Here is a 24,302-nt window from a genome sequence, read left to right as displayed (position 1 = left end):
TTGAGTCACCTTTTTACTTACTAAGGAATCGCACCAAATCTCCATGCATTTTCTTAGCATCCTTATATCCTTGATCATACAAGCGCTGTAATTTTTCCGGATTCTTCTCCATACGATCCACTTGTAATTGTTCTGTCGGTCGAATCACAAATATATTTCCAGCTGTTTCTTCGTTTTCAATATGATGAAGGGTCTCATTATAAACTTCGTAACGAGTTAACATTGCGTCTACTAATTTAGGATATTTTTTATATGCTTTCCCTGCAATCCATCCAAATTTTGATTTCTTCTTTGCGTACCCTTTATTCCTCGTCAAAATAACAACTGATTTTCTGTAACCATCTTCCTGCGCTTTTCGAACAGGAATCGGATCTGAGATGCCACCATCCAATAATTTTTTTCCATCAAATTCTACGACAGGCGCAACAAAAGGCAATGAACTTGATGCCTGTAATACCGTTAATGCTTCTTCCTGTGAACGGCCTTTTTCAAAATAAACAGGTTGTCCCGTTTCACAATCCGTTGTTCCGACAAGAAATTGCTGCTCCGTATTAAAATACGTTTCAAAATCAAATGGTACATGTTGCATCGGAATTTCACGAAAAATAAAATCCATATCAAAGAGCTGACGCTTTTTCCAAAAGTTTTTATACGATAAATATCTTGGATGTGTCACATATTCAATGTTTACTGTTTTATTTCTCTCTTTTTGTCTTGAAAGATACGACGCTGCATTACACGCACCTGCTGATACACCAATTACATATGGAAAGTGTAAATCATTCTCCATAAAATACTCTAATACACCAGCTGTATATACGCCGCGCATACCGCCGCCTTCTAATACTAAACCCGTATTTTCAAGCATGGCTCTCTCTCCTCATTCTATATATACTTTGTAATGATTCACGTTGTTAACTATCTCTTTCTATTATATATAAAACTGTTGAGAAACCATATTCAGACGACCTAGCTGAAAGAAAATATTTCTATGCTGGCAATGTGGTAATATATCTAATTAACTTTTTTAAAGTTCTTAGATATAAAATATAAAATCAAATTAATTGAAACTAAAATTACATCTATACAAATTACCGCCACATCATTTTTTAGTAAAGAATTCGTCACAACCAATATCAATAGGCTAAGTCCTGCGATTAACGATACATTATTTTTTATCATTGTGAACATAAAAAGCACCTTCTCCCTTAACCACATTATACCATTTTAAAAAGAGGAAATTCCTCTTACTAACGAAAGCTTTCTGTTATTTCCGCTTCGTTCCTAAATGCATCGTTACATCCGCTATGAATTGTTGAATAACCACCAACTCTTCTTTTGTATATTTGTCCAAAAGTGATAACCACGCTTCTTCAGCTTGATTATGTAACGTTTCATGAGCATGATATATTTCTCTTCCTTTGTCTGTTAAACGAAAAAATATTTCTTTTTGGTTATTCAACATTTTCATCTTTTCAACAAAGTTCTTATTAAATAATTTTGTACAAATTTTAGAAATGGCTCCTTTTGTCATTCCCATACTTTCAGTAATTGTTGTTACATTCATCAAACCTTGTTGCCCTATACAGGCAATCACATGTAATTCCGATAATGAGATATCACTTATCTCAATTTCACTTAAAAACTGTTCATATCCTTCTTTCATGTACTCTTCTTTCTTATGAATAAGTGCTTGCATATCGACTAATATTTGTTTTTGCTCAGCTGTGCGGTTCAATTTTTTCCCTCCAAACACATTTAAGTTTCCTTAGAAACAATTATATCTTATAGCGTTCTATATTAAAATTATAATTTACACTATCTATTTACAAAAAAAAAATCATGTTAAAATTATATTTAGTTTCCAAGGAAACTAAATGGGAGGCGTATTTATGAAAACTACAACAAACCGTACACCTATTTTTTATGTCATTTGTATTAGTGCTTTATTAGGCTCTCTAGCACAAAATATGTATAGCCCCATCTTGCCAATTATTCAAGAGTCATTTCACACATCATTATACTTAGTCAATCTTACTGTTTCAGTTTTTACTTTTGTACTTGCGATTATGCAAATTGTATATGGGCCCCTTATTGATACAAAAGGAAGAAAATACATTCTTATCCCAGGTCTATTGATGAGTTTCATCGGCTCGATAGGTTGTGTGTTTTCACCAAATATTTATGTATTTCTTGTCTTTAGAGCTATTCAAGCTTTTGGAACAGCAGCTATCCCCGTTGTTTCAGCTACGATAATTGGTGATTTATATGAAGGAAATGAGCGCGGCAAAGCAATGAGTATGTACCAAACACTTTTAGCACTTGCACCTGCTATCGGTCCTTTAATGGGAGGTTATTTAGGGAATCGAAATGGACACGTTTCTATCTTTCTCTTTTTAGCGGCAATTAGTATTATTTTATTACTTATAAACATGATATTACTTCCCGAAACAAAACCAGATTCTTCCAAAAAACAAGCAACGAAACACTATTTTCGCGTTTTACAAAATAAGATTGGTTTTACTATTGTCATAATTGGTTTTATGCAATTTTATCTTTATTTTTGCTTCCTTGTCTTTTTACCATCCATGTTAAAAACTTTATTTCACCTTCATCCAGATACAATTGGACTCATCTTTGTTCCCATGTCATTATGTATGATGTTAGGTAGTTATTGTTATAAAATGTTGCAAAAGAAAATCCAGACAAAACATGCTTTACTCTTTACAAGTTTCTTTCATATTGCATGTATCTTATTATTTTCTATCACCTATAACATAAATATCCCTATCCTTATCATCGTTACTTCTTTATACGGATTCAGCATGGGATTATCAATGCCAACACATACAACTTTATTAACAGCAGAATTTGTGGACGAACGTGCAACTGCTATTGGCATATATAACTTTATTCGCTACTTCGGAATGGGAGTAGGTCCGCTCCTTGGTAGTTTTCTATTATTTGATCAAAATTACTTTTGGATTTTCTTTTCAGGATCCGTAGTTTTTCTATTGTTTCTCTTATACGCAATGAAGAATTTCATTCATTTTCATACAAGAAAAGAAGAAATCTAGAATTTAGTAGATATGAAAAAGAATCTCTAAAAAACTGCTTTTAGAGATTCTCTTCCCTATCCTCTTTGATCCGCCACAATATGAATATCAATGTTCTTCGTCTGTCTCATAATTTCATTTACAATGGAACCTTTTCGAATTTCTTCCCATCTTGTTCTTGCCGATTGTCCAAGCAAAATTTGTGTGACTTGTCGGTCTTTTGCCACCTTAATAATGACATCTGCTGGTTTATTGCCTAGTGCTTCTTCTAATAAGAAAGTTGCATCAAATTGATTCGTTAATGTTTGCCATTCTTCAATAACCTGTTTCTTTCCTTCGGACATAGATTCAATATTTTCTCTTTCTACATTTAGTACATATAATTCTGCGTTTAAACGGTTTGCCATGCGCCACCCCCGGCGAATGAGCTTTTCTGCCGTAGAACTGTACTGTACGCAAACTAGAATTTTTTCCTTCACTCCAATTGGTTCCTCAGTAAATTGACTAATTTTCTCGTCCATATCATCCGCAACTTCTCGAAGTGATAATTCACGGAGCGCTCCTAAATTATTTAGCGTGAAAAAATGATTTAAACTCCGCTGAATTTTTTCTTCCTTATATATCTTTCCGTCCATCAATCGTTTTCGAAGTACTTCTGGCGTTACATCCACAAGTTGAATTTCATTTGCCTTTTGTAAAATGAAATCAGGAACGCGCTCTCTTACTTTGACCCCTGTAATTTGCTCAACAATATCGTGAACACTTTCCAAATGCTGAATATTAAATGCAGACAGAACATCAATGCCTGCATCCAATAATTCTTCGACATCTTGATAACGTTTTTTATGTTTCGAACTAGGGATATTCGTGTGAGCTAACTCATCTACAATTACAACTTGCGGTGCCCGTTTTATAATTGCTTCGACATTCAGTTCTGGAAACACTTTCCCTTTGTAATGAATCTCTTTTAACGGAACAGCTTCTAACTCAGCAATCGCCTCTTCTGTTTCTTTTCGGCCGTGTGTTTCAATAAGACCAATTACAACATCAATGCCCTCTTTTCGCATCTCTCTTGCATCAAAAAGCATTTTATAACTTTTTCCGACTCCAGGAGCTGCCCCGACATAAAGCTTTAATTTCCCCCGATTTTGTTGACGAATATATTCTAAATATTCTTCTGGCGTTCGCCTTTGAAACGTTGGCTTATAGTCATCTGCATACATCAAAATGCACCCTTTCTAGCCAAACAATACTACCTCAATCTAAGCGATTGAGGTAGTATTGTTATGATTTCATCATTTTTTGTAATTCTACATTTAACTTCAACACGTTGACGCGATCTTCACCGAACAATCCAAGTGCTTGCCCTTCTGTTTGTGATTCAATCAGCTTATTAATTTTTTCTTTCGGAATATTCGTTACTTTAGAGATACGATCTACTTGTACATAAGCCGCTTGTGGACTAATGTCTGGGTCTAACCCTGAACCTGAATTCGTTACTAAATCCATCGGAACTTCTGTAACAGGAACTGTCCTATTTTCCTTCTTCCAATTTTCCACACTCTCTTCTACACGTTTTACTAAGTCTGGATTAGACGGTGCATAGTTATTAGAGCCAGATGCTTCTGCTTTATATTCTATACTAGAGACACGTCCATGAAAATAACGTGGATCTGTAAAATTTTGACCAATTAATTTCGAACCAATAACTTCATTTTTGTCATTATAGATAAGGCTTCCATCTGCATTATCTTTCATAAATGCTTGTGCAACTCCTGTAACTAGCAGTGGATAGATAAGCCCGCATATAACAAGAAATGTAAAGGTTACACGAATGACAGGTGAAAGTATCTTTTGTTTTTCAAACATTTTCATTTCCCCTTTTCTTTAAATGAACAATCCAACCATCATGTCAATCAGCTTAATACCGACAAACGGAACAATCACTCCACCAAGTCCGTAAATAAATAGGTTACGTCCTAACAATGCATTAGAGCTCATCGGTTTATAAGCAATCCCTTTCATCGCTAACGGAATAAGCATCGGGATAATAATCGCGTTAAAGATAAGCGCTGATAAAATCGCTGATAGCGGTGAATGTAATTTCATCACGTTCAGAGCTTCCATTTGCGGAATTGCCAATGTAAACATCGCTGGGATAATCGCAAAGTATTTCGCAATATCATTTGCGATACTAAATGTTGTTAGCGCACCGCGTGTCATTAATAACTGCTTACCAATCCCTACAACCTCAATAATTTTCGTTGGGTTTGAATCTAAGTCAATCATATTTGCTGCTTCTTTCGCTGCTGCTGTACCACTATTCATCGCCAGACCAACATCTGCTTGTGCTAAAGCTGGTGCATCATTTGTACCATCACCTGTCATCGCAACAAGTTTTCCTTTGTCTTGCTCTGCTTTAATAACCGCAATTTTATCTTCTGGTTTACATTCTGCCACAAATTCATCCACGCCTGCTTCTTTCGCAATCGTTGCGGCAGTAAGTGGGTTATCACCTGTACACATTACTGTTTTAATCCCCATTTGACGAAGCTGTTCAAATCGTTCACGCATACCCGGTTTTACAGTATCTTTTAAATAAATTAATCCGTAAATACGATTATTCGCTGCAACTGCAAGCGGTGTACCGCCTTCTTTGGCAATTAAATCCGCTTTTTGATTTAAATCTTTCGGAACTATGCCGCCTTGCGATTGTACCCATTCAATGACAGCACCAACTGCACCTTTTCGTATTTTTGTACCATCTACTAAGTCAACGCCGCTCATCCGTGTCTCTGCTTTAAATGGAACAAACTCACCTTGCTCAGCAAGTGTACCGTTATAAGAGAATGCTTTTGATTGTACATATTCAATAACTGAACGTCCTTCTGGCGTCTCATCTAACACAGAGCTAAGCGCTGCCCATTTTGCCACTTGTTCAAGTGTTTCATTTCCTACTGGTAAAAGCGTATGTGCCATACGATTACCGAATGTAATTGTACCTGTTTTATCTAAAATAATTGTGTTAATATCACCAGCTGCTTCTACTGCTTTACCACTCATTGCTAATACGTTAAACTTCGTTACACGGTCCATACCAGCAATCCCAATTGCCGATAACAAACCACCAATTGTTGTTGGAATTAAACAAACAAGAAGCGCAACGAGTATAGCTGTATCAATTTGGAAACCGAGATAATTCGTAAAGATTGGTAATGTCACAACAACAATTAAGAAAATAAGTGTTAAACTCATTAAGACCGTATTAAGCGCAATTTCATTTGGTGTTTTTTGACGAGATGCCCCTTCTACTAAAGAAATCATTTTGTCTAAGAAGGATTCACCAGGATTACTTGTAATTCGAATTGTAATTTCATCACTTACCACCATTGTACCGCCTGTAACGGAGCAAAAATCACCGCCAGCTTCTTTCATAACTGGTGCCGATTCCCCTGTAATCGCTGATTCATCAACAGATGCTAAGCCGCGAATGACCTCTCCGTCACTAGGAATCATTTCACCTTGTTTTACAAGAACAACATCGCCTTTTTTCAGTTCAGTTGCTGAAACTCTAGCAACACTTCCATTCTCTTTTATTACATTTGCGAATACATCTTTTTTCGATTGCTTTAAAGAATCAGCTTGCGCTTTCCCGCGCCCTTCTGCTAATGCTTCTGCAAAATTAGCAAACAAAACGGTGAATAAGAGAATAAGAGAAACCGTTATATTGAACCACCCTGGGATACTACTAGATCCATTAGGTAAAAATGATAAAATTAATGTTAGAAAAAATCCAATTTCCACCACGAACATAATCGGATTTTTTACCATCACTCGTGGATTCAATTTCGCAAAAGCTTCTTTTATCGCATTTGTAATAATGTCACGATCCATCGTTTTTGCTTGTCTTACTTCATTTTCGACTTCCGTTTTTGGTGATACAATCGATTGATTCGGTTGTTTATCTTTTACCACTACAGGTTTCATCATGTACCCTCCATTACTTCAATGTAAGAAATTCTGCAATTGGTCCTAACACTAACATCGGGAAGAATGTTAACGCCCCAACAATTACAATTGTTCCAATGAAAATGCCTCCAAATAAACCATTATCTGTTCGGAATGTTCCAATTGTTTCTGGTACTACTGTTTTCTCTTTTAATGAAGCCGCTACAGCAAGCATTGTAATTAAGCTAAAGTAACGCCCTAAGAACATCACGATACCAGTTGTAATATTCCAAAACGCTGTATTGTCTCCTAAACCTTCAAAACCGGAACCGTTATTCGCTGCCGAAGAAGTATATTCATATACAACTTGTGTCAAACCGTGAAAACCGGAGTTTGAAATAGCATCTGTTCCGAGATGAGTGGAAAGAGCCAATGCTGAAAACCCTAAAATCAGTAAAGGATGAAATAGTATTGTTACCGCAATTAATTTCATTTCCTTTCCTTCAATCTTCTTCCCTAAAAATTCTGGTGTACGTCCCACCATTAATCCCGATATAAAGACCGCGATGATTGCGTACATAATAATATTGATAAATCCTGCACCAACCCCGCCGTATACTGTATTTAACATCATATTTACAAGTGGTACGAGCCCTCCAATTGGTGTCAACGTATCATGCATTGTATCAACAGCACCTGTTTCCGCTGCCGTTGTTACTGTTGCGTATAGTGAAGAAAATACGGTTCCAAAGCGAACTTCTTTTCCTTCTACGCTGCCTTGAGTATGCTGCATTCCCATTTCATTTAACGCTGGGTTTCCATGTAACTCTGACGTTACAATTGTTGTAAATCCCATTAAAAATACAATGAATAAAGAAACGAAAAGAACACGTCCTTGTTTTTTATTCCCGACCATTCTTCCGTATGTGAATGGCAAGGCCGTTGGTAACAGCATCATAAGCATCATTTGTAAAATGTTACTGATTTGACCTGGGTTTTCAAATGGATGCGTTGAGTTTGCCCCGAAAAATCCTCCGCCGTTGTTCCCTAATTCCTTAATCGAAACGAAAGAAGCAACTGGACCACGTAATATACTTTGTTTCACGCCTTCAATTGTATGAGCTGTAACCGCTCCTTCTAACGTTTGCGGTACACCAAGCGCAACGAAGATCAATGCTGCTATAAATGCAATTGGAAGAAAAACTCTCGTTAAAGCACGTGTAAAATCTACGAAGAAATTTCCAAGTTCTTTCCCAGCTAAACCTCTTATAAAAGCCATTACAATCGCTAATGTTGTTGCTGGTGCTGTAAACATTAAAAACGTAATTCCGATTAATTGTGATAAGTACGAAACACCATTCTCACCGCTGTAATGCTGTAAATTTGTATCTGCCATAAAACTAATCGCTGTATTAAAAGCTAGTGTAGGCTCCATTCCCTCAACATGAGCTGGATTTAATGGCAATACACCTTGCAGGCGAAGTATAAAATAGACAACAACAATCATAAATCCGTTGAGCGCAACTAATGATAATGCATATTGTTTCCAACTCTGGTTATAAGGTTTGATACCCGAAATTTTAAAAATAATATTTTCAAAGGGACCGAACACTTTATCCAATTTGCTATTCCCTTGAAACGCCTTCTCTAAATAAATTCCGGTTGGCTTTGCAACAAGAACAAATAATAACATTGTGACCAAAACGGCAATCCAAATCATAATAAACCTTTCCCCCTAATTAAAACTTTTCTGGATTTAATAGCGCATAAACTAAGTACACAGTAAGTAAGCCAACAATAATGGATACTGCAATACTCATTGTTTCTTCCCTTCTTTCACAACGTTATCCGACCATCTTGCAAGACCGACCATTGATCCAACTAACACAATTAAAATTCCGATCATAGCGATATCTAACATTCTTCATCCCTCACTAAATGTAAAATTTTACCATTAAAAGCATAAAAAAGAACACTGAGGATCTACTCAGTGTTCGAAAATGAACAACACAAAAGTAAACCTCCTCTCCAAACGCTTACGAGGTTAGCTGTCGGATTCGGGCCTAAAGAGTAGCCCTACTTTCATCATGAAAGATTCACCCCAAGTGACAATGCACAAAATTGGTTCCCCCGCTCCATTTCTGGACTCAGCGATATCAGGTTGTTTTTTGGAAATTTTATGAACAATTTATGAATGTAAATATACTCCTCTACATTTCACTTGTAAAGAGGGAAAATAACGAAAATATAAAAATATAAGGCCTTTTAAACGCTTACATTAAGGGCATATACATCTTTATCATCTATTTTCTTTTATTTTCTTCCTTTTTCATTATGTATACGTTCCTTTGCAAATGAAAAAAGAAGATTGTCTCTAAGCTAAATACAACATAATCCGCTTTCCTCTCTTTGTTTTATGACAAAAAAGCCCCTGACCTATGCACGGCCAGGGACTCTTTCTAAAAAGAATGAAGTTTTTTCAACATACAAGTCTCTGCCACGCTGAATACAATAAGATCCGCTACTTGGCTTTCTCCCTCTGTTTTACACCTCGCTCGTGGCACAAAAAGGCCCTGACCGCTTCTATGCACGGCCAGGGCCTCTCGCCCTCCCTAAAAAGAAAGGCGGTTTTAACTAACCTTCTAATTCATCTAAATCATAAAAAAGACCGTAAGTTACGACCTCGAATACATACTTGCACCAATTCTGCATGTTGCTTCTCATATTCGATAATGTCTTGTTCTAAATATAGACAGATATCTTCTGGCGGAAGAGTCACATGTGGTTTCGGAAAGAATGGATCAAGTTCTGCTAATTCATATACTCGTTCTAACGAAAGTGCCCACCGTCTTGCTAAATCACGGCAAAGTAATACTTTCATCGCTTCTTTCATATCCGATTCCTCCGCCCCTACTCTAAAGTCAAAAACGAAATATTATCACAAGTTGTAAACACCACTAATTGGATTCCAAGCGTTTCATAGAGGTGCTTTGGATATTGTTTATTTCGCGTGACAACTGTAATAGGCACCGTAAAAGAAGAGCGAATACGTTCGGCGAAAAAGCTAATTGTGGATAATTCATCTCCTAGCAAAATCGCTTTTTTAACTCCTTTGCATATTTTCACAATCATGCTCGGATTATCCGGACAGCAATATGTTTGCTGAAACCCACATGCTTTCACTTCACTTGTGACATATTCACTCGCTGTAAAAATGACCATTTCACTTTGAAAAGGCACTAAATCTTTCAAACTCTTTACTTTGGCAGCTTCTCCTACACAAATAAGCGTGTACTCTTTTTCTTCATCCATGCACTGCATCCTCCTTCACATAAAAGAATTTTTAAATATAAATCAAAATTCTCTCATGCTAGTCGGACCGATGAATTGATGTATTCACTTGCACCATCCTCTCTCAACACGCTTACGGAGTTAGCTGTCGGATTTGGGCTTTGAGAGTAGCCCTACCTTCAAAAAGGATTCACCCCAAGTGACAATGCACAAAATTGGTTCCTCCGCTCCAAATTTTGGATTCAGCGATCAAAAAAATAGATTCTGGCTGATATACTACTCCTAAATTTGGAAAAAGTAAACATAAAAAAAGCCAATTTTTTTAACTGGCTTTTTTTAAAATACATATTTATACACGTACATTTCTACGTCCATACGCAAAATGATTCGTTGGTCCATGACCACTGCCAATGTTCAGCTCATCTTCAATTGCTATACTAATAAAGCTCTTTGCTTCACGAACTGCGGCAGCAATTTCATAACCTTTCGCTAGTCCTGCTGTTACAGCTGCGGCAAATGTACAACCACTTCCATGTGTTTGAATAGACGCAATCCGTTTACTTCTATACTCCATAAACACATTTCCATCAAACAATAAGTCAATTACTTCATTCCCTTGATACGCTGCATGTCCGCCTTTCATCACAACAAACTTCGCCCCTAAACCATGCAGTATTTTCGCAGCTTCTTTACTGTCTTCAATTGTATGAATCTGCATTCCTGTTAATACTTCTGCTTCAGGAACATTTGGTGTAATTACCGTCGCAAGCGGCAGCAAATGTTCTATTAATGCCAAAACGGCTTCTTGTTGTAATAACGATGCGCCGCCTTTGGCAATCATAACAGGATCTAACACAATATTATTCCATGAAAATGATTTAATGTTTTCAGCTACGACTCTAATAATTTCACTACTAAATAACATTCCAAGTTTTACTGCATCTGGCGTTAAATCAACACCGATAGAATGTAACTGCTTTTCAATTCCTTCTACAGGAACTGGATACACCCCTTGTACACCAAGCGTATTTTGAGCCGTAATCGCTGTAATGGCTGTCATTCCGTACACATCCAGCTCTTGAAATGTTTTTAAATCTGCTTGAATTCCCGCACCGCCGCCGCTATCAGAGCCAGCAATCGTTAATGCTTTATTCACTTTCATTTCCCTCACCCTTTTTAACCAAAGTAACGATGATAAATCGTTTTTGCTTCCGCTATATCCTTTGTCCCATGCACAAGCACACGGCCGTCTTGAAATGCTACTAACCGTTTATTCTCAACAGAAAACGATAATAAATACGGATTCACTGTTAAATCCGTTACCCGATTTTGTAGCAAATTTTTATACATAGACAAATGAAGCTGCTCTTTATGCGGCGGACGAATTTGTACTGTATTTCTGCCACATAAAACAGCTGCCCTGGAAGTATTCTCCTTACTTAAATACGGATAAATAGCTTCCTCCCCGCATGATAGGCAGTGCTCGTTTCGCAATTTTTGTACGTTCATGCATGAATATTCATTTTTCCATACATCAAATGACACAAGCCCATCACGTAGTGCCTCATAATCTTCTACTAAAATCTTTAATGCTTCCGTAACTTGATGTGATACAACAATGGATACAGCAGGCGAAATAATTCCTGCTGTATCACATGTCGCTCCGCCAAGGGGAATCGATCGCAATAAACAAGATAGGCACGGCGTCTTTCCTGGTAAAATTGTATAAGAAAGACCGTAACTACCAACACAAGCTCCGTAAATCCACGGAATTGAATACTTTTGCGATACATCATTTACAATAAAACGCGTCTCAAAGTTATCTGTTGCATCGATGATGAGATCTACACCTGTGACAAGTTCTTCTAGTTCTTCTGCTGTTACATCTTGCACATAAGTTTCTACAACTACATCACTATTAATGGCTTGTAAACGCCGTCTAGCTGCCACTGCTTTTGGTAAATGATTTTCTACATCAGCCTCACAATATAACTGTTGGCGCTGCAGATTACTCCAGTCAATGTAATCACGGTCAACAATCGTTACTTTGCCAATTCCAGCGCGAACGAGCATCTCTGCATTTGCACTACCAAGCGCTCCTGCACCAATTATAAGTACATGTTTTTCTCTTATTTTGTTCTGTCCTTCTTCCCCAATTGGAGAGAACAACATTTGACGGGAATATCGGCTATTCAAGAACGCTCATTCCTTCTAACGGGCTGCTTGCAGTCGCACAACGCTTACGTGCAATACGTCCTGCTTCAAAACCTAATCTTCCTGCCTGAATACTAAGCTTCATTGCTTCTGCCATTTTCACAGGATCTTTTGCCCCGGAAACAGCTGTATTTAATAACACTCCTTCTGCACCTAATTCCAGCGCAAACGCTGCGTCAGCTGGACTACCAATGCCCGCATCAACAATAACGGGAACAGTCGCTTGCTCTATAATAAAGCTTAAATGTAATGGGTTTACAATCCCAAGACCAGAGCCAATTGGCGATGCACCAGGCATGATCGCATGGACGCCTAACTCTTGTAATTTACGTGCTAATACAACATCATCAGACGTATACGGCAAAACGATAAACCCTTCTTTTAATAACATTTCTGACGCTTTTAACGTTTCAACTGGGTCTGGTAATAACGTTTTATCATCACCAATTACTTCTACCTTAATCATGTCGCATAAACCCGATGCTTTTGCTAGCTTTGCAATACGCACTGCCTCTTCTGCTGTTTTTGCCCCTGCTGTATTTGGAAGAAGGGTATACTTTGTTACATCAATTTTTTCTAGTAAATTGGGCTGCTCTGCATCAAAAATGTCCATCCGACGCACTGCAAACGTTAAAATTTCTGCTTCTGATACTTCAATCGCTTTCTTTTGCACATCAAAATCCGAAAATTTCCCTGTTCCTAATAACAATCTAGACTGGAAAGTAAATGGTCCAATTTTCAACATAATCAACCGCCTCCTACGAATGTGACAATTTCAATTTGATCTCCCTCAAAAACAGATGTATCTTGATGATTCTCTTTTTGCAAAATATCTTGATTGCGTTCTACTACAACAATTTTCGTCTCTAGTCCTAAATGAATAAGTAAGTCCGCTACCGTCTTAATCTCACCTGGCACGTCAACTTGTCTACCGTTAATTTTTAAGTTCAAGCTTTCATCTCCTTACAAAATATATAACAAACATAAAACTCGTTCTTTTTAAAGTGGGCGAGAGGAACTGGCCATACATAGAAGCAGTCATGGCTTTTTTCTGCCACGTCCGTTAATAAAACAAAAAGAGAAAACAAGTGTAGGTCTTATTTTACCTAGATTGTGAAAGCAGCGAATCTAGTAAACCATTACTTTGCTTTCCTTCTATTAGATCTGCCATATACTGTCCTGATACTGGACTTAATAAGATTCCATTTCGATAGTGACCTGTACAAGCATATAAACCAGTAATTTCTTCATGCTTACCGATATACGGCATACTATGATTCGATTGCGGACGTAATCCTGCCCATGCCCCTTCCCATTCTGCTTCCTTTAGCGCCGGGAGGATACTATATGCACGTTCTAATATAGAAGTAATGCTTTCAGGACGCACCGCCTTGTTATATGTATGAGGCTTCATTGTTGCCCCAATGACATAACGCCCACCGCGCTTCGGTGCGATATAAAATCGCTCTTGAAAAATAGGTGCTTGTAATAACGGCTTACGACTGCGCACTGCAACGACTTCACCTTTAACAGGATATGTGCCCCATTCATGGTGAAAATATTTTAATAGTTTTGTACTCCACGAACCTCCAGCAATTACTACGTTTTCACATAAAATCGCTCCTTCTGTTGTCAGTAATCCTGTTACGCGATTATCGTTCATTTGAATATCAAACACTTCAGTTTCTTCATATATATCGGCTCCAGATAATGCAGCAGAATGAGCGAATGCTTTCGTCAGCTCTGGGGCAATCACATGACCATCTTTTGGGTGATAGACTGCTCCAATAATAGAAGTAGATAAATAGGGCTCTTTTCCCCGCAATTCTTCTCCTGAGATAAAATAGGACTCTTCTCCTGTTTGCTGCTGCCATTTCATAATATGAAGAAGCCGGACACTCTCTTCTTCATTTTGAGCAATACGGTAAATCCCTTTTTCTTCATATCCGATATCAATTCCGGTTTTATCACGTAATAGACTTGCAAGTTTAGGAAACATCGCGCGACTTTTCCTACCTAATTCAAACAGCGGATCGTATTCATCCCATTCCGCCTGTACACCTAATAATCCGGCGGCTGCTTTAGAGGCTTCAGAAGCAATCTTTTGTTTTTCAATGATGGCAACTTTATAACCTCTTTCAGCAAGAAAATGTGCAACCGAACTTCCGATTACACCGCCGCCAACGATGGCAACATCATATATTATTCTCATGAGTTCTCGCCCACTTTCGTATCGTTTCCTTATATAACTTTGCCTGCTCATTCGGTTTTACGGCACTTAAAATTCCAGACATTATTGCAATACCAGCAGCCCCGGTGCCGAGCGCTTCTGCTGTATTATGAGGAGTAATCCCTCCAATAGCGGTAATTGGGATTGTTAAACGTTCTGCTATTTCGGTAATCCCTTCTAACCCTCTTGGCGGCACTCCCTTTTTAGAGTTTGTTTGAAACAAATGCCCATACAGAAGGGAATCTGCACCATTTTTAAAAGCCGATACAGCTTCTTCAAATGAATGAACGGAGTAACCAACATGCAAATAAGAAAATTTTTCTTTAACAGATTTTACATCCACGCTGCTATACCCAAGTTGTACACGTCTAATATTTAATAAAATTGCAATATCAATCCGATCATTGATGACAAGTTTAGAAGAAGGAAATCCTTTATATAAGAGCTTCTCCACACCTTCATATAACTCTTTCGTACTTTTCTCTCGCTCACGAATGTGCAAATAATCTATTTCACTTTCAATATCAGTTGCTATATGCGCTAACTCTTCAAATGACATACGACCATTTGATATAACATGAAGCTCAGCTTTCATATCCATTCGCCTACTTTAAAATATTTTCAAACAACTCGTTTGCCGGAACAATTTCTTTTGCCATTCCTTTTTCTTTTAACCACTTGTTTTGTTTTTCCCACGAACTTGCTGTATCTGATAAAAATGGTTCATCTTTCGTTTCCATTTTATCTAATAAAATTTTCATACTCTCTTTTTCAACTTCTGGAACCAATGGGAAATTCTCTTTTTCTTGGTGATTTAATAAAATGTTTAATGCTTCATCTGGATTTTTCTTCATAAATTCATAACCTTTTTTCGCCCCGCGTAAAAAGGCTTGTAATGTTTCTTTATCCTGTTTCAATGTTTTATCGCCTGTTACAAATACCAGTTCATGATAGTTCGGTACACCGTAATCCGCTGGGTTAAAATATGCTGGCTCGTAACCTTCATGACGCATGACTGGAACTTCATGGTTAATATATGCCCCTGTAACAGCATCTACTTTTTTCGTAGTAAGAGCCGGTACTAAATCAAAACCAACATCAACTACTTTTACGTTGTTTGGATTTCCCCCGTCTTCTTTAATCATCGTTTTTAAATATTCTTCACTTAACGGTGTCCCTGAATATCCAACTGTTTTTCCTTCCAAATCTTTAGGAGAAGAAATGCCTGCTGATTTTAGCGATACAACATGGTTTAAAGGGGAACGAACAATTGCACCGATAGATTTCACTGGAATGTGTTCATTCGCTCTCGCAATCACAACGTCAGGCTGATAATACAATCCAACAGTTACTTTTCCTGCTGCTGCTAACGTTAATGGATCAGTTGGATTAGAAGGAAATTTAATATTTACCTTCACACCTTCTTCTTTAAAATAACCTTTTTCCATTGCTGCATAAATAAAGCTATGCACTGCATTTGGATACCAATCGAGCATGACAGTGACTTCTTTTTCGCCTTTTTTCTTTTCTGATGCCGAATTGCTAGAACACCCAACAATCATCGCGATTAACAATGTAAACACAAAGATGCGCTTTACTAATTTCATGAATGCTTCCTCCAACTAATACATTTTCTCTCAAATATCGAAACGAGTAATACAAAGAAAATAGCGAGCAATGACAATAAAACAATTGGTGCAAACACACCCGCACCATCCATTTGTGTCATCATTCGTTTACTAAAATAGCCTAGTCCTGCTTGTGCTCCAAGCCACTCTCCAATCGCTGCCCCAATCACGCTAAACGGCACAGCCACCTTTAAAGCTGAGAAAAAATAGGGAAGTGCAGACGGTAATTTCAATTTGAAGAAAACATCTTTTTTTGTTGCACCATATGTAATTAAAAGCTCTTCCCACTCCTTTTTCGTACTACAAAGGCCATCATACGTATTTACTGTAATGGGAAAGAATGTAATCAGTACTGTGACAACAACCTTACTCCAAATCGAATAGCCAAACCATAAAACAAATAATGGTGCTAAAGCTGTAATGGGAATCGTCTGTGAAGCAACTAATAGCGGATAAAATGCCTTCTCAGCAAATGTACTCATACTCATCAACATTGCTAACCCAACACCTAATACGATAGAAATAACAATGCCGATCACTGTAACAGAGAGCGTTGCTGGTAAATGCACCGTAAGCAATATATTCCGCAAATCCCATATTTTTTGAACAATGGCACTTGGAGACGGTAAAATGTACATTTCATCAAGAATCCGTGCTCCTACTTCCCAGCCAATCAGCAAAATAGTCGTTACAATAATGGCCGGAACATAATCTACAATTCGCTTCATACAAGCACCTGTCTTTGCAACATGCCAATGAGTTCATCTTTTAATGCCAGCATTTCTGGGTGATGCAAATCTTTTCGAGACCGTTCTTGCCCAAGTGGCACAGTCCGCTCAGTTAATAATGTAATGGGCTGCTCTGTTACGATAAAAATACGGTTAGAAAGATACAGCGCTTCATCAACATCATGCGTAATAAACAAAATTGTTTTTTGCCAATATTTCCACTGTTCAAACAACCATTCTTGCAAAGATGCCTTCGTTAATGCATCAAGTGCACTAAACGGTTCATCTAATAGTAAGAGGTCACCGCCCGTTAACAACGTCCGAATAAACGATACGCGTTGCCGCATTCCGCCTGATAAATCTTTTGGCTGTTTCTTTTCATACCCTTGCAGTCCAAATTGCTCCAGCAGCTCTTGTGCTTTCATGTGTGCTTCTTTTTTCTTCATGCCTTGACATTCAAGTGGCAAAGCTGCATTTTCAATAATGGTTCGCCACGGGAGTAACATATCTTTTTGCGGCATATAGCCAACAGGAGTTGTTCCCATTACATCAATCGTGCCAGCATTCGCTTTCTCAAGTCCCGTAATAAGCCGAAACAATGTACTTTTCCCGCAGCCACTCGGCCCGATAATGCTAATAAATTCTCCTTCTTGTACTACAGCATTAAGGCTCTTGATAATCGGTTTCTCATCATAATGAAAAGAAACGTTATGAAATTGTAGTATGTTTTTGTTCCTCAAAACCCCACATCTCCTTACGATATGCCATATCCCAAAATAAGTATTCAAAACGGCTGGAATATAAGAAAATTTCTTCTAAACGATTTAATTCTTCTTCTGTTTTCCCAATTGCAATTTCATTACATAAATCAATTAACCATATACAAAGATTCCCATATTCTTCTGAGCTGTATCCTTGAATCCACTCACCAAAAAATTCATGATCACGCGCGGATGGAATAGCATTTAAGCGCTTCCCAATCTCCCAATAACTCCACATACATGGAAGCAATGCTACAATTAACTCAGCAAGTGTACCGTTTTGTGAAACTGACATCATATAGTTTGTATATGCTAGATTCATAGCAGACGGCTTTGCTAATTCCATTTCTTCAACAGAAATTCCTAAACGCTTTGCGTATTGTTTATGAATCATCATTTCTCCATTTAAAATCCCATCGATTTGTTCAGCAAACTTCGCCATTACTTTTGGATTTGTTGCTTTTACAACACCAATTGCATATAACTTTGCGTAATCTAACAAATACAAATAATCTTGAACAATATAATATTGAAATCTATCTTTCTCTAACGTTCCATCTCCCATCCCTGTTACAAATGGATGATTATGACTCTTCTCCCAAACAGGTTGCACCTTTTCAAATAATCTTTCACAAAATGTCATCTCCGCTTCCCCTTCCTGTATATATGTTTCCAAATAAAAAACCACTTCTATATAAGAAGTGGCCACAGCAAACAAAAGAAAAACTCATTTGTTGTTTCCACTTCCCTACGCTAGCATCACCTAGATCAGGTCATAAGGGTTAAGGATTTTACCTCTCTCAGCTTTTAAGCACCCCTAGTGGTGTTCTATAAAATTTTCAATAAAAAATCCCCGTTTCTATGCATAAAGAAACGGGGACGTTATTTATATCGTCCAAATTGCTTCCCTACGCTAGCATCATCTAGATCAGGTTCAAGGGTCAAAGACTATAGGTCTTACTCTCAGCTAGCAAAACTAGCTCCCCTAGCAGTATATTCATTTAACATAGTCAGTATACCATCACCCTATCTCATCGGCAACTCTTTTCATTTCTCCTTCTACCTATCTGTAAGTTCAGAAAAAAACGAATTCCTTTTCGCTATTTCCATAATAGCTATAAATCTGCTATCCTTTTATTATATATCCATTTTCACTTTTCGACATTTAAGTCGCTGCTATACAAAATACATCATAACCACTACTTGTTTTCTCCTTTTGTTTTAAGCCTTGCATGTGGTAGAAAAAGTCCTTGATCATTTCTATGTGCAGCCAAATTCTCCACTCTAAAAAAAAAAGAGTTTTTAACTTACACATAGAGAAAAAGCTTTCGTTTGTTTTTAATCTATAAATATGTTTCAAACTTAATATCCACATATTATAATTTAAATTATAACAATGCATTACTTAAGGAGGTCAATGAATATATGAATTTAAAAGTCGCAGCACTAACAGCAACTACTGTAGCAGTTGCCTCTATGCTCCCCTCTATGGCAGACTCTAATGTACATACTGTAGAAGCAGAGCAAACTGCAAAAGCAAAAATTGGTTATGTTAAAACGGAAACGTTACAAATGTACAATAGCCCGAATGGAACAGACCCTGTTATTGACAATATTACACGTAACACTCCCGTTACTATTTTAGAAACAACAAATGAATGGTACAAAGTTCACATTCACAATAAAACTGGTTATGTCAAAAAAGACGCCATTTCTTTAACAAAGCCACAAAATGGTGAGAATCAATATATCGTAAATGCAGATGCATTAAACGTTCGCTCTGAACCAAACACACAATCTGAAATTATTACTGTATTACCAAGTGGGAAATTTGTTACTGTTCAAGAAGAACAAGAGGGATGGTATAAAGTTGTACATAATGGAACAAGCGGCTATGTAAAGAAAGAATTTTTATCTAACGCCGATCAGCCATTAGTAAAGGGAATTACTGTACAAGGCGGAAGTTCTTATTACGTTGCCACTCCAACATTAAAAGTACGTAGCGGAGCAGGAACAAATGCAGCCATTATCGGTTCTTTACCAAATGGAACACAAGTACAAGTCGTTGAAAGTGTGGGAACATGGTATAAAATTCGCTACGGATCAGGATATGGCTATGTCGCACAGCATTATGTAGTACAAGGACAAAAACAACAGCAGCAACCAAAACAGCAAGCTACCCCATCTATTCCAGCTGCATTTAAATATCCTGCCCAAGGGAAAATCAGCTCAGAATTTGATGTACGCTGGGGAAAAATGCACTACGGCGTAGATATTGCAGCAACAGGAAATGTTCCAATCCAAGCTGCCGCATCTGGGACTGTTGTAAAATCATATTATTCTACAAGCTATGGAAACGTTGTATTTGTTGCCCATCGTATAAACGGGAATTTATACACAACTATATATGCTCACATGAAAAGTCGTGCTGTCAAAGCAGGAGATACAGTGACAACAGGTCAATTGCTCGGTTATATGGGAAATACAGGACATTCATATGGACAACACTTGCATTTTGAATTACATAACGGGGAATGGAATTTCGAAAAAACAAATGCTGTAAATCCACTTCCTTTCTTAGTTAGGTAACGCATAATGACACGTAATATTCCATTACTTATTGAGTATTTAGCGTTTTTCGGTTTAATTTGTTGCTTATTAATTTACAACACAAACACTGTATCTTTAAGCATTATTATTACATTTGTTACTTGTGAAGTGCTTATGGAAATATTCAAAATTCGACTGAAGCGACATATTTCGCACATATATACTACCCTATTTATTATAAGTTCTTTAATAACAAACATAATTTTTAATGGCTTGCATATTTCTGCAATGTTTCCAGTATTTTTTGTGGCTATTCTTCTTATCGTATCTCAATATATATACGTCCCAGAACATCGTAAACAACAACAGCAGGAAAAAGCATGGAAAGTTTGAAAATAGTGCGACGATTCTTTCATACGAGTCTAACAAAATCTTTTCTAGACTCGTATGAAAGAATGAATCATTTTTTCGGCATTAAAGATAATAGAAATAGCCAATTTCTTTTGTACAGCATGATTTCTCTTACAATTATTTCTCTTTGCCTTTACTATTAAAAAAGGATTCCACATCATGTGGAATCCTTTTTTACGTTATATATAAACTACTTTTAATTTTTCAACATATAAGTGGCTGCAATACAGAATAAAACATGACTACTTCTATGTATGACCAGATGCTCTCGTCCTCTCTTAAAAAGAAAGGGATGTTTATGTCGGTTTTTCAATTTGCATTTACATAAATTAAAAGTCTGCTATAAAACTACTTGTCTATTTTATCCCGCATTAACAGACAGTAAAAAACCGATTCGTTCAACTAACCATCAATGGAGGATGAAGCCCCCCACTGATAGAAATTTCACTTTATCCGCATGCATATTGCTCATAAATAAAACTTAAATTATATTTATGTTCTAAATTCATACGTTGTTCATCACTGCACCAATAAAATAAAATATCATGTATTGATGCATAACGCTTATTCTTTAAAAATTGCTTAATAAAGGAAGGAAAACAATTTGGTAATTGTATAAATATATAATTGCGTAGTAATTCCTCTTTATAACCGATTCCTTTGCATATATACAGAAGTTCTTCACAATAATACATTTGCTGTGGAACTTGAATCATTTCAAAAAATGGAATGTATGATAATAATTTCCCTATAAAGTTCTCATATTTTGTTATAAACTCAAATGACATATGTTCCATCATCTCTTTTATAACAAACAAATAATCATCAATATGAGTTGTTTTTAACGGATTCAGACGATCAGATATTTGTGCAATCACTGCACGCTGACATGCTATAACAGCACGGCTTGGTTCATAATATGTTAAGAAATCTGTACATTTTCTATATTTTCTTAATAAATCTTGCGTGTATACATCACAAATATATGTATTACAATATTTTGCCAACTCCATTAAATTTTCATCTAACTGCTCTTTTGATAATCCCTTTGCTTGTTTACAAAGAAACAGAAACATAAACTCCATCATTTCTTTATGAGACAAAAGTGGCTTATACTTTTCAATACACTCCACATTAAACTTAATTCTTTCCCAAATAAACTCATCATTACTCTCTAATTCCGTAACCTTTTGTTTTATAATTAAATAATTCCAAGCGACTACTTGTGTAAATACATCCCATGATTCATACTCTAACGATGTTTGTACGAATTCCTCTAATCCCTCAGCAACCATAAAAGCATAAGCTTGTTGATACCATCCTACTTCTTGACATAAACGAATAATTCGAACCAAAGTTGGCATTTCATCTTTATGAAACTTCGGCAGATCATGTAATTTTTTCATTCCATATAAAATAAAAGGAATTAAATTTTCTTTTTTATAAAATTCTTTTTCTTTCCAAGCCAGAATAGTTCGTTCTTTTCCTTCTCCCTTTGGATACTTTGGTATAAGCAAAGAAAATAAATCCGCAAAATTTTCCGGCTCTGCATACGCATCCGTAACCAAGTTCCAATTAGGTCCAGGTCGCATAATCGTCATATAATTCCCCCCCCATTTTCTATATGTATGATAAAATATTTGAATGCTATTAAACTGATTATTAATATATTCAAAAAAACATATAATACTTATATTTATTAGTATATCATGATTTTCATATGTTAATAGTTGTTAATAAAAATTTCAAAAGTAATTCACATAAAATATAAATTTAATCTGCGGGAGATCCCCCCACAGATTATGAATTAAACGAATGGAGCGTATGTTGACAGCTTATCCTTCACTACATCTTTGCTTTCAGATGAAGCATTCCTGCCCTTAGCAAACAGAATAAAAGTATCCCTTCCCTTTAGTCTGTATGCTCTGATATTTCACTTAAGGCAACGCCTGCCTGATCATCTGCATATTTAGTTGTTGCTAAATCACCAAGTGATAGCATTCCAACAAATTGCCCATGTTCAACTACTGGCAATCTTCTTATTTGGTAACGTGCCATTAATTCTGTTGCTTTTTCAATAGCGTCATCAGGGGACACGGAAATAATTTGTGTTGTCATAATATTTGTGATTTGATTGGAACCTGGATGTTTTTCTGCAATTCCCCGTACAACCAAATCACGGTCTGTGACAAGACCAATAACCTGATTATTCTCTACAACAGGAATCATTCCTATATCTTCTTCTTTCATTTTCACCGCTGCTTCATAAACGTTATCTAGTGGCGTACATTGTACAATATTCGTGCTCATCAATTCTCGAACAGTTGTCATAAATATATTACCCTCCTTTACACACTTTAGCATTTCCAACCCCCTTCATTTCGATTCGCCAGTTTCTTAAAAGATAAATGAGATACCATCTCTCATTTATAATTACGCTTTATCAAATGTAGAGAGCGATCTAACCTAAAATCCCAATTAGATGTTTAAGTGGTGGGTAGTTGACCTACTTGCCATAAAATGCAAAATAAATTGGATATTGACTACTACAATGACCAATTCTAAAAACATTAGAATTGTGGGGGGAAAGTATAAACTTTATCGTTCTTCATAAAGAAAACGACTCGTTAAGATACAGAGTATAAGTAGGACGGGGTTAGTAAAAGAAATACTTTATACCGTAAAATATTTATGCAACATTCCGCTGTACAAACTTAAAAGTGAATTAATATAGTTCCATTTTGAGTATAACTAAAATAATCCATTAGTTAAAATATAATGCACTATATTCTTTCCTAATTACACAAAATCATACAAAATCCTTCATTATTTATAATAAAAAATAAAATATTTTATAATATGGTAAAAATATACTTATTGTTATAATAACGTGAAACGACCATCAGTAGGGTTTCTTTATTCGCTCTTCTCATTCTTACTGCCCAAAAGTAGTCGAATAAACATATGTATAAGGAGATCATTAATCAAAGAAGTAATTATATTTGTTATAACAAATATAATATATGGAAGGTATAATTTATAATATTATTTTTCTTTAAATAAAAAGAGTCAGCACCATGCTGACTCTTTTTATAATGACCCGTACGGGATTCGAACCCGTGTTACCGCCGTGAAAGGGCGGTGTCTTAACCACTTGACCAACGGGCCATGGCTCCGCAGGTAGGACTCGAACCTACGACCGATCGGTTAACAGCCGATAGCTCTACCACTGAGCTACTGCGGAATATGGTGGGCCTAAATGGACTCGAACCATCGACCTCACGCTTATCAGGCGTGCGCTCTAACCAGCTGAGCTATAGGCCCATATTTCTTACAGGGGCAGTAGGAATCGAACCCACACCGGAGGTTTTGGAGACCTCTGTTCTACCTTTAAACTATGCCCCTAAGTGGTGCCGGCTAGAGGACTTGAACCCCCAACCTACTGATTACAAGTCAGTTGCTCTACCAATTGAGCTAAGCCGGCT

The 24,302-nt window shown here is 36.8% G+C and carries 25 protein-coding genes, 5 tRNA genes and 4 riboswitches; of the genes, 3 read left to right on the top strand and 27 right to left on the bottom strand.

Translation table 11 applies throughout. The annotated features are described in order from the left end of the window. Positions 1-13 precede the first annotated feature (13 nt). Positions 14-868, bottom strand: coding sequence for a patatin-like phospholipase family protein (locus PLX19_RS24260; protein ID WP_272191458.1), 855 nt, complete (start codon positions 866-868; stop codon positions 14-16). A 399-nt stretch (positions 869-1,267) separates the two neighbouring features. Beyond that, positions 1,268-1,699, bottom strand: a complete 432-nt coding sequence (locus tag PLX19_RS24255; protein ID WP_272191469.1) for a MarR family transcriptional regulator — start codon at positions 1,697-1,699, stop codon at positions 1,268-1,270. 193 nt (positions 1,700-1,892) lie between these two features. Between PLX19_RS24255 and PLX19_RS24250 the strand changes: the two genes are divergently transcribed. Then, positions 1,893-3,077, top strand: coding sequence for an MFS transporter (locus PLX19_RS24250; protein WP_272191457.1), 1,185 nt, complete (start codon positions 1,893-1,895; stop codon positions 3,075-3,077). A 56-nt stretch (positions 3,078-3,133) separates the two neighbouring features. On the opposite strand, the gene kdpDN is transcribed toward PLX19_RS24250, so the two are convergent. From kdpDN to tenA, 18 genes are all read right to left on the bottom strand, one after another. Beyond that, positions 3,134-4,279 (bottom strand): KdpD-like non-kinase potassium sensor, encoded by a 1,146-nt coding sequence (gene kdpDN, locus PLX19_RS24245; protein ID WP_272191456.1) that lies wholly within the window; start codon positions 4,277-4,279, stop codon positions 3,134-3,136. A 61-nt stretch (positions 4,280-4,340) separates the two neighbouring features. Continuing rightward, on the bottom strand, positions 4,341-4,925 hold the full coding sequence (gene kdpC, locus PLX19_RS24240) for a K(+)-transporting ATPase subunit C (protein ID WP_272191455.1): 585 nt from the start codon (positions 4,923-4,925) through the stop codon (positions 4,341-4,343). A gap of 18 nt (positions 4,926-4,943) precedes the next feature. Beyond that, the gene (gene kdpB, locus PLX19_RS24235) at positions 4,944-7,043 is read right to left on the bottom strand and encodes a potassium-transporting ATPase subunit KdpB (protein ID WP_272191454.1); all 2,100 of its coding nucleotides are present in this window, start codon (positions 7,041-7,043) and stop codon (positions 4,944-4,946) included. Positions 7,044-7,056: 13 nt separating this feature from the next. After that, the gene (gene kdpA, locus PLX19_RS24230; RefSeq protein WP_272191453.1) at positions 7,057-8,724 is read right to left on the bottom strand and encodes a potassium-transporting ATPase subunit KdpA; all 1,668 of its coding nucleotides are present in this window, start codon (positions 8,722-8,724) and stop codon (positions 7,057-7,059) included. Positions 8,725-8,743: 19 nt separating this feature from the next. Next, complete coding sequence (gene kdpF / locus PLX19_RS24225; protein ID WP_020062503.1) at positions 8,744-8,824, bottom strand: K(+)-transporting ATPase subunit F; 81 nt, start codon at positions 8,822-8,824, stop codon at positions 8,744-8,746. Then, positions 8,821-8,925 (bottom strand): hypothetical protein, encoded by a 105-nt coding sequence (locus tag PLX19_RS24220; protein ID WP_272191452.1) that lies wholly within the window; start codon positions 8,923-8,925, stop codon positions 8,821-8,823. The genes kdpF and PLX19_RS24220 overlap by 4 nt, the downstream gene beginning before the upstream one ends. Positions 8,926-9,023: 98 nt before the next feature. Continuing rightward, positions 9,024-9,167: riboswitch (cyclic di-AMP (ydaO/yuaA leader) on the bottom strand. 493 nt (positions 9,168-9,660) lie between these two features. Further along, positions 9,661-9,885, bottom strand: coding sequence for a hypothetical protein (locus PLX19_RS24215; RefSeq protein ID WP_272191468.1), 225 nt, complete (start codon positions 9,883-9,885; stop codon positions 9,661-9,663). 29 nt (positions 9,886-9,914) lie between these two features. Continuing rightward, on the bottom strand, positions 9,915-10,316 hold the full coding sequence (locus PLX19_RS24210; protein WP_272191451.1) for a hypothetical protein: 402 nt from the start codon (positions 10,314-10,316) through the stop codon (positions 9,915-9,917). A gap of 93 nt (positions 10,317-10,409) precedes the next feature. After that, a riboswitch (cyclic di-AMP (ydaO/yuaA leader) is annotated at positions 10,410-10,553 on the bottom strand. Between the two features lie 91 nt (positions 10,554-10,644). After that, a complete protein-coding gene (gene thiD / locus PLX19_RS24205) occupies positions 10,645-11,457 on the bottom strand; it encodes a bifunctional hydroxymethylpyrimidine kinase/phosphomethylpyrimidine kinase (protein WP_272191450.1) in 813 nt (270 codons plus the stop codon). A gap of 14 nt (positions 11,458-11,471) precedes the next feature. Next, on the bottom strand, positions 11,472-12,491 hold the full coding sequence (locus PLX19_RS24200) for a thiazole biosynthesis adenylyltransferase ThiF (protein ID WP_272191449.1): 1,020 nt from the start codon (positions 12,489-12,491) through the stop codon (positions 11,472-11,474). Beyond that, positions 12,484-13,254 carry a thiazole synthase gene (locus PLX19_RS24195; RefSeq protein WP_272191448.1) on the bottom strand — a complete coding sequence of 257 codons (771 nt, stop codon included), beginning with the start codon at positions 13,252-13,254 and terminating at the stop codon, positions 12,484-12,486. The genes PLX19_RS24200 and PLX19_RS24195 overlap by 8 nt, the downstream gene beginning before the upstream one ends. A gap of 2 nt (positions 13,255-13,256) precedes the next feature. Continuing rightward, positions 13,257-13,460, bottom strand: coding sequence for a sulfur carrier protein ThiS (thiS, locus tag PLX19_RS24190; RefSeq protein ID WP_272191446.1), 204 nt, complete (start codon positions 13,458-13,460; stop codon positions 13,257-13,259). 151 nt (positions 13,461-13,611) lie between these two features. Continuing rightward, on the bottom strand, positions 13,612-14,721 hold the full coding sequence (gene thiO / locus PLX19_RS24185) for a glycine oxidase ThiO (RefSeq protein ID WP_272191445.1): 1,110 nt from the start codon (positions 14,719-14,721) through the stop codon (positions 13,612-13,614). Further along, entirely contained in the window at positions 14,705-15,334 is a 630-nt protein-coding gene (gene tenI, locus PLX19_RS24180) for a thiazole tautomerase TenI (RefSeq protein WP_272191444.1), read from the bottom strand. The genes thiO and tenI overlap by 17 nt, the downstream gene beginning before the upstream one ends. Positions 15,335-15,344: 10 nt before the next feature. Continuing rightward, a complete protein-coding gene (locus PLX19_RS24175; RefSeq protein WP_272191443.1) occupies positions 15,345-16,346 on the bottom strand; it encodes an ABC transporter substrate-binding protein in 1,002 nt (333 codons plus the stop codon). After that, a complete protein-coding gene (locus tag PLX19_RS24170; RefSeq protein ID WP_272191442.1) occupies positions 16,343-17,095 on the bottom strand; it encodes an ABC transporter permease in 753 nt (250 codons plus the stop codon). The genes PLX19_RS24175 and PLX19_RS24170 overlap by 4 nt, the downstream gene beginning before the upstream one ends. Further along, positions 17,092-17,835 carry an ABC transporter ATP-binding protein gene (locus tag PLX19_RS24165; RefSeq protein ID WP_272191441.1) on the bottom strand — a complete coding sequence of 248 codons (744 nt, stop codon included), beginning with the start codon at positions 17,833-17,835 and terminating at the stop codon, positions 17,092-17,094. Before PLX19_RS24165 ends, PLX19_RS24170 begins: the two co-directional genes overlap by 4 nt. Beyond that, positions 17,804-18,499: a thiaminase II gene (tenA, locus tag PLX19_RS24160; protein ID WP_272191440.1), complete on the bottom strand. Its 696-nt coding sequence runs from the start codon at positions 18,497-18,499 to the stop codon at positions 17,804-17,806. The genes PLX19_RS24165 and tenA overlap by 32 nt, the downstream gene beginning before the upstream one ends. 85 nt (positions 18,500-18,584) lie before the next feature. Continuing rightward, positions 18,585-18,685, bottom strand: a riboswitch (TPP riboswitch). A 59-nt stretch (positions 18,686-18,744) separates the two neighbouring features. Then, positions 18,745-18,853, bottom strand: a riboswitch (TPP riboswitch). A 428-nt stretch (positions 18,854-19,281) separates the two neighbouring features. On the opposite strand from tenA, the gene PLX19_RS24155 reads away from it, so the two are divergent. Both PLX19_RS24155 and PLX19_RS24150 read left to right on the top strand, forming a co-directional pair. Beyond that, positions 19,282-20,445 (top strand): SH3 domain-containing protein, encoded by a 1,164-nt coding sequence (locus PLX19_RS24155; protein ID WP_272191439.1) that lies wholly within the window; start codon positions 19,282-19,284, stop codon positions 20,443-20,445. Between the two features lie 6 nt (positions 20,446-20,451). Continuing rightward, positions 20,452-20,799: a hypothetical protein gene (locus PLX19_RS24150; protein ID WP_272191438.1), complete on the top strand. Its 348-nt coding sequence runs from the start codon at positions 20,452-20,454 to the stop codon at positions 20,797-20,799. A 467-nt stretch (positions 20,800-21,266) separates the two neighbouring features. Here the strand turns inward: PLX19_RS24150 and PLX19_RS24145 are convergent, their stop codons facing one another. The 7 genes from PLX19_RS24145 to PLX19_RS24115 form a co-directional block, all read right to left on the bottom strand. Continuing rightward, entirely contained in the window at positions 21,267-22,418 is a 1,152-nt protein-coding gene (locus tag PLX19_RS24145) for a DUF3965 domain-containing protein (RefSeq protein ID WP_272191437.1), read from the bottom strand. Between the two features lie 310 nt (positions 22,419-22,728). Then, positions 22,729-23,148, bottom strand: a complete 420-nt coding sequence (locus tag PLX19_RS24140) for a CBS domain-containing protein (RefSeq protein ID WP_272191436.1) — start codon at positions 23,146-23,148, stop codon at positions 22,729-22,731. A 765-nt stretch (positions 23,149-23,913) separates the two neighbouring features. Next, positions 23,914-23,985 (bottom strand) — tRNA-Glu (locus tag PLX19_RS24135). Position 23,986: 1 nt separating this feature from the next. Then, positions 23,987-24,061: transfer RNA gene (locus PLX19_RS24130), tRNA-Asn, on the bottom strand. Positions 24,062-24,064: 3 nt separating this feature from the next. Next, positions 24,065-24,141 (bottom strand) — tRNA-Ile (locus PLX19_RS24125). Between the two features lie 10 nt (positions 24,142-24,151). Further along, positions 24,152-24,222: transfer RNA gene (locus tag PLX19_RS24120), tRNA-Trp, on the bottom strand. A gap of 3 nt (positions 24,223-24,225) precedes the next feature. Next, positions 24,226-24,301: transfer RNA gene (locus PLX19_RS24115), tRNA-Thr, on the bottom strand. Position 24,302 lies beyond the last annotated feature (1 nt).

The sequence above is a fragment of the Bacillus sp. BP-3 genome, assembly GCF_028401955.1.
In the GTDB taxonomy this organism is placed as follows: Bacteria; Bacillota; Bacilli; order Bacillales; family Bacillaceae_G; genus Bacillus_A.
This window is presented reverse-complemented; position numbering and strand designations above follow the sequence as displayed.

Bases quoted from the DNA above. Each gene is read 5' to 3' on its own strand.
- PLX19_RS24260 (WP_272191458.1), bottom strand. From the start codon at position 868: ATGCTTGAAAATACGGGTTTAGTATTAGAAGGCGGCGGTATGCGCGGC.
- PLX19_RS24255 (WP_272191469.1), bottom strand. From the start codon at position 1,699: ATGCAAGCACTTATTCATAAGAAAGAAGAGTACATGAAAGAAGGATAT.
- PLX19_RS24250 (WP_272191457.1), top strand. From the start codon at position 1,893: ATGAAAACTACAACAAACCGTACACCTATTTTTTATGTCATTTGTATT.
- kdpDN (WP_272191456.1), bottom strand. From the start codon at position 4,279: ATGTATGCAGATGACTATAAGCCAACGTTTCAAAGGCGAACGCCAGAA.
- kdpC (WP_272191455.1), bottom strand. From the start codon at position 4,925: ATGTTTGAAAAACAAAAGATACTTTCACCTGTCATTCGTGTAACCTTT.
- kdpB (WP_272191454.1), bottom strand. From the start codon at position 7,043: ATGAAACCTGTAGTGGTAAAAGATAAACAACCGAATCAATCGATTGTA.
- kdpA (WP_272191453.1), bottom strand. From the start codon at position 8,724: ATGATTTGGATTGCCGTTTTGGTCACAATGTTATTATTTGTTCTTGTT.
- kdpF (WP_020062503.1), bottom strand. From the start codon at position 8,824: ATGAGTATTGCAGTATCCATTATTGTTGGCTTACTTACTGTGTACTTA.
- PLX19_RS24220 (WP_272191452.1), bottom strand. From the start codon at position 8,925: ATGTTAGATATCGCTATGATCGGAATTTTAATTGTGTTAGTTGGATCA.
- PLX19_RS24215 (WP_272191468.1), bottom strand. From the start codon at position 9,885: ATGAAAGTATTACTTTGCCGTGATTTAGCAAGACGGTGGGCACTTTCG.
- PLX19_RS24210 (WP_272191451.1), bottom strand. From the start codon at position 10,316: ATGGATGAAGAAAAAGAGTACACGCTTATTTGTGTAGGAGAAGCTGCC.
- thiD (WP_272191450.1), bottom strand. From the start codon at position 11,457: ATGAAAGTGAATAAAGCATTAACGATTGCTGGCTCTGATAGCGGCGGC.
- PLX19_RS24195 (WP_272191448.1), bottom strand. From the start codon at position 13,254: ATGTTGAAAATTGGACCATTTACTTTCCAGTCTAGATTGTTATTAGGA.
- thiO (WP_272191445.1), bottom strand. From the start codon at position 14,721: ATGAGAATAATATATGATGTTGCCATCGTTGGCGGCGGTGTAATCGGA.
- tenI (WP_272191444.1), bottom strand. From the start codon at position 15,334: ATGAAAGCTGAGCTTCATGTTATATCAAATGGTCGTATGTCATTTGAA.
- PLX19_RS24175 (WP_272191443.1), bottom strand. From the start codon at position 16,346: ATGAAATTAGTAAAGCGCATCTTTGTGTTTACATTGTTAATCGCGATG.
- PLX19_RS24170 (WP_272191442.1), bottom strand. From the start codon at position 17,095: ATGAAGCGAATTGTAGATTATGTTCCGGCCATTATTGTAACGACTATT.
- tenA (WP_272191440.1), bottom strand. From the start codon at position 18,499: ATGACATTTTGTGAAAGATTATTTGAAAAGGTGCAACCTGTTTGGGAG.
- PLX19_RS24155 (WP_272191439.1), top strand. From the start codon at position 19,282: ATGAATTTAAAAGTCGCAGCACTAACAGCAACTACTGTAGCAGTTGCC.
- PLX19_RS24150 (WP_272191438.1), top strand. From the start codon at position 20,452: ATGACACGTAATATTCCATTACTTATTGAGTATTTAGCGTTTTTCGGT.
- PLX19_RS24145 (WP_272191437.1), bottom strand. From the start codon at position 22,418: ATGACGATTATGCGACCTGGACCTAATTGGAACTTGGTTACGGATGCG.
- PLX19_RS24140 (WP_272191436.1), bottom strand. From the start codon at position 23,148: ATGACAACTGTTCGAGAATTGATGAGCACGAATATTGTACAATGTACG.